The following is a 4,216-nucleotide window of genomic DNA, read 5'->3' as shown; positions in this document are numbered from 1 at the left end:
TAAATTATCATTTAGCTCCGTGCGTTTGATGATCTCTTCCGGTTCGCGGGTACCCAGCAAATAACTTGACATACCTACTTCCCTGTCTACGCCCATGTTCTCGCTAATGGCCGGACTATGCAGGTCCATTTCCAACAACACCACTTTTTTTCCGGTCAATGCCATGCTCAGTGCGAGATTGGTAGCAATAAAACTTTTCCCTTCACCCGAAATACCTGAAGTAACCAGTACTTTTTTATGCGTGGTATTTACACCGAGGTAATTGAGCGCCACCCGTAGTTTACGGAATTGCTCCGCCACAAACGTGCGGTTGTTCGCACCTATCACGATCGGGTTCTTATCCTTGCTTCTGGAGATCTCTGCAATGATCGGATGACTGGTCAGCCGTTCAATATCCTGGCGATACATGATCTTTCTACTGAACAATTCCTTCAAAGTAACCCATACCACAAAGAATGCCACAGCTACCACTATCGCAATTGCAAATACGATCGGCGTTTTTGGACTAACCGGTGTTACTGTTGAAGAGGCGCGGTCTACTATGCGGCTGTCAGATACATTGGCTGCATAGGAAAGTGCTGTTTCTTCTTTCTTCTGCAACAGGAATGCATAAATGCTTTGCATGGTGTTTTGCTGCCGGCTTATTTCTATCAGGTCACGTTCCTTTTTAGGAATGGTTTGTAATACGGAAGTATAAGAGCTGTTGGTAGTGGACAGATTCGATTTACTGGCCTGTAAATTTTTCCGCTGGTTTTGAATATTCTCCAGGATCCCGGGTTTGATCCGGTTGATCTGGTCAGTTACGGAAGTTAACAATGGGTTACCTTCACCAGTTGTTGATTTCTTCTTTTCGTATTCCAGCTCCTTCTCATATAATTTATCAAGCAGGCTCGATAACACGGGATCAGTTACGCCTAATGTAGAAGGTGCAATGCTGCTGCTGTTATCTTTTGCCTTTACATAATGCTCTACCTGGTCAAGCGCCGCCAGTTTCATATCAATCTCACTCAGCTTCTGGTCGTTGGCGCTTACGTTTTCCAGGAACAATTTACCCTGCTCGCTTACATCCACAGCTTCCTGCGATGATTTATAGCTTTCGATCTTTTTTTCAATGCCGCTCAGATCGCGCGATACGTGGTTCAACCTGTCTTCTACAAACTTAAGCGTATTAGCAGCCAGGGTGTTTTTATCTTTCAACATAGCCACGTTATAGGACGAAAGCAATTCATTCAGGATATCTTCCCCGCGTTCGGGCACCTCATCGCGAATAGTGAGGTTGAGAATGGAAGATAATTTACTGGCCGATGCAATCACCAACCGGTTCTGAATATCGGCAATTGCTTTCTTGGGCTCCTGTAAAGAGAAATAAAATTGTCCGTTTGGTAAATAAGTTGAATCGGTTAAACGGGGGTTAGGAGAAAACTGCAAGGTGCCATACCGGGTTTCTACCCACTCATTGATTGGATATCCTTCTGCACCTAATACTACTTTCTGTTGAGCCCTGTCATAAACAAAAGGCACTTTGAGCACTTCCCGCAGGCTGTCAGGACTTTTTACCTTTACTATTACCGGGGAGGTGGTATAGGCAGGTAATCCGCCGGGGGAAACGCCTTTTCTTGACATCCAGCCGGTAACCGGATTGTCAGCAATCCATTTGTTCGATTCCATCCAGGAATTGAACTTTCTTTCTTCATATACGGGGGCGTACAATTGTAAATTGTTTACCACTTCCTTTACCAGGGTGCGGGACGATAAGACCTCTATTTCATTCTCCAGGATCTTTTTGGTAGAGATCAGGTTGAGTGATTCAAGTCCTTTCGAATCTTCCACCCCTTTCTTTTCATCTTTAATTAATAACCGTGCGGTGGACTCATACTTTGGAATAGCAAACCGCATGTACAGGCAAGCCCCGCCTATTGCCAGTAACAACAGGAATACAAACCAGGGCCAGTACGAGACATAACGGTTCCACAACTGTGCAGCGCTGGTTTCCCTGCTCTCCATTTCCAGTCCGTTTTTGTGTGTCACTTGCATAATAAAATATTTTTTATCTTGTTAAACGATCTACGACGATTACGCCCAGAGATAATGCACTGAATATAATTGGCAGCCATGTTTGAGCACGTCCTGTGCTGGCTACTTTTGCTTTATTTGGTTCCACATACACCACATCATTCGATCTTAAATAATAGTATGGTGAAGAGAATAATTCTGTAGAATTAAGGTTTAACCGGTGGGTAAGCTTTTTACCATCCTCATCACGGATAACAAGCACGTTATCCCGCTGAGCATAAATAGTCAAATCACCTGCCAACCCCAATGCTTCCAGCAAAGTGATACTTTCACTGGGCACGGTTACCACGGTAGGATGCGCCACTTCGCCTAACACCGTAACTTTGAAGTTGAGGAAACGAACGGCGATAATGGGATCAACCAACAGCTTTTTATCTACCAGCGTTTTTGTCAGTTTATCTTTCAATTCGTCTTTTGTCATTCCAGACGCTTTAACCGTTCCTAAAAACGGGAATTGAATGTTACCTTCTCCATCAACCAGATAACCGGTAGCTGTTGTTGTGGTAGGAGTGACCACACTATTATTAGTATTATTATTGGTACCGCCTGGTGTATTAAATATTGCCGATGCTTCAGGATTCAAACTGCTTACAGTTATACTCAACAGATCATTGTTTTGGATAACCGGTTTGGGCATGGCGGGTGGTTGAAAAGAACCAGTTTGCTGACCGGAAAAATATACGGCCTTCCTGGTATTTGTGCAGGATGCACTCACAAGTATTAAAAATAAAATGCAAAAGCCATGTAATGCACGCCATTTAAATGGCTGCGTCCATTTCCTATAACCCATATATGTTATTTAATTTTGCTTAAAAAGCATTTCAGCTACATGGGGAATATCCCCAAACAAATCAGGATCTATTAGGCCAAAGGCAGGGTGTTTTTTAATGGCAAGCGTAAGAGGTCGTTAAGGTCAGGCTGTATCTATCAAAAAGCTTGCACATTATCAGCGTATATCATATTATTTTTATGTGCAACATGTGTTTAAAAATTGTTTTATTATGATTATCAGTTTACAAACCCTTCTACTTAATAAACACGTTCAACTACTGCAGGGGCTGGTTTTATATTGTCGTTAACAGAATACAGATAGCGTTCGCCTTTCAACTTCTTTACTTCATTCACATACTGTTTTATATCCTGTTCCTTCTCTTTCTGGCAGATCAACAACACATCTTTTGTATCAACCACTATGTAATTATGCAAACCCTGTAACACCACCAGCTTTTCATTGGAAGCATGTACCACGCATTGGGTAGTATCTATTACCAGTACGCCATTGCCCGCCACTGCATTATTACGAACATCTTTACCCATGTTCTCCCATGCACTGTTCCAGGTACCTAAATCACTCCATCTGAATGATGCCGGAAGGATGAATACGTTGTTTGCTTTTTCCATTACTCCAACATCGATCGACACATTTTCACAAACAGCGTAAATATCGGCGATCATTAATCTCTCAAAACTTGTTCCAAGCCAATTTTGTTTTTCTTTAAACAATTGATACAGATCACCGAGATATTTTTCAATTGAATTAATAATTGACCGTGCCTTCCACACAAAAATTCCTGAGTTCCACAGGTATTCCCCACTACTTACAAATTTTGCCGCGCGTTGCGCATCGGGTTTCTCAGTGAAAGTAATTACCCGGTGTACCCCATCTTTACCTGCCTCTTTATTGAATTGTATATATCCATACCCAGTATTGGCATATGATGGTTTTATTCCAATGGTAAGGAGTGCATCGCATGTTTCAACAAACTGCAATCCCTTTGTACAAACGGCCTCAAACTCCTGCTGGTCAAGAATCAGGTGATCGGCAGGCGCCACTATAATAGAAGCATTTGAGTCTTTTTGAAATATTTTAAAGGAAGCGTAGGCGATACATGGACCTGTATTTTTTCTATCGGGCTCGCTTAAGATATTTTCTTTTGGTAACAGCGGTAATTGCTTTTCTACAATACCGGTATAATCTGTAGAAGTAACTACATAAATATTTTCCAAAGGCGCCAGCTGTTCAAACCGGCGGAATGTTTGCTGGATCAATGTTTCACCGGTTCCCAGGATATCAAGAAATTGCTTGGGATAATCCGTTCTGCTTACCGGCCAAAAACGAGAACCAATACCACCAGCCATAATT

At 42.3% G+C, this 4,216-nt stretch carries 3 protein-coding genes; all 3 read right to left on the bottom strand.

All coding sequences use genetic code 11. The annotated features are described in order from the left end of the window. On the bottom strand, positions 1–2,034 hold a 2,034-nt coding region (locus ACJ751_RS02525), incomplete at its 3' end, for a GumC family protein (RefSeq protein WP_407743803.1). Positions 2,035–2,047: 13 nt separating this feature from the next. Then, positions 2,048–2,863 carry a polysaccharide biosynthesis/export family protein gene (locus ACJ751_RS02520; RefSeq protein ID WP_407743802.1) on the bottom strand — a complete coding sequence of 272 codons (816 nt, stop codon included), beginning with the start codon at positions 2,861–2,863 and terminating at the stop codon, positions 2,048–2,050. 239 nt (positions 2,864–3,102) lie between these two features. Continuing rightward, positions 3,103–4,215, bottom strand: coding sequence for a mannose-1-phosphate guanylyltransferase (locus tag ACJ751_RS02515; protein WP_407743801.1), 1,113 nt, complete (start codon positions 4,213–4,215; stop codon positions 3,103–3,105). Position 4,216 lies beyond the last annotated feature (1 nt).

The sequence above is a fragment of the Niastella sp. genome, from assembly GCF_045805085.1.
In the GTDB taxonomy this organism is placed as follows: Bacteria; Bacteroidota; Bacteroidia; order Chitinophagales; family Chitinophagaceae; genus Niastella.
Note: the sequence above shows the minus strand (reverse complement) of the source record. Positions and strands in the feature narration are given on the sequence as shown.